Source organism: Massilia glaciei (assembly GCF_003011895.2).
Lineage (GTDB): Bacteria > Pseudomonadota > Gammaproteobacteria > Burkholderiales > Burkholderiaceae_D > Telluria_A > Telluria_A glaciei.
Map to the genome: position 1 here is coordinate 1 of NZ_PXWF02000028.1, position 668 is coordinate 668.

A 668-nucleotide genomic window follows, 5' to 3' on the forward strand; every position below is an offset into this window, starting at 1 on the left:
GCTATCCAACCGCTCTCCCGCTGGGTGACCAGTGCGCAAACATCTGGGGGAACACTTCCCTCATCTTGCCAAGCCATTCGACACTGCGGCGCTTGTGCGCCTTCAGCGTTTTATACTTCCGTCTGGCCCACTGCCGAAGCCTGCCATCAATGTAGCTGGCAAGCTCGAGCATTGCTGTCCGATAGAATTCCCCATAGTATTGCCACCATCCCCTTATGACCGGGTTGTATTGCTGCGCCAGATCGGCAAGTTTCGCCGATGTCTGGCGGTGTAGCTTCCATCCGCGCACGGTTTTGCGCATGTCCTTCAAGGCAGCCTCGCTCACCCCCGGCAGGAAACTTGTAAATGGCCGGTTCTGTTTGTTCAGCGCCTTTCTCGGTCGAAACGTAAATCCGAGGAACGTATACTTCACGTTCGGATAGCTGCCCGTGCGACGGCTGTGTCTGCAATATACGATCTTTGACTTTTCAGGGTGCATCGTCAATCCACATTCCCCCAACCGCGATGCGATCATCTGCATCACGGCCTCCGCTTGCTTCTGACTACCACAGTGAACCACCGCGTCGTCGGCATAACGGGCGAACGGACATTGAGGATAGGTGCGTTGCATCCAGCAGTCGAACGCGTAATGCATGAACAGATTCATCAAGATCGGACTGACCACCCCT

Annotated in this window: 1 protein-coding gene; it reads right to left on the reverse strand. The window is 55.4% G+C overall.

What is annotated here, in order from left to right; translation table 11 throughout:
* Position 1: 1 nt before the first annotated feature.
* A partial coding sequence (locus C7C56_RS02055) for a group II intron maturase-specific domain-containing protein (protein WP_267874663.1) occupies positions 2–668 on the reverse strand: 667 nt, incomplete at its 5' end.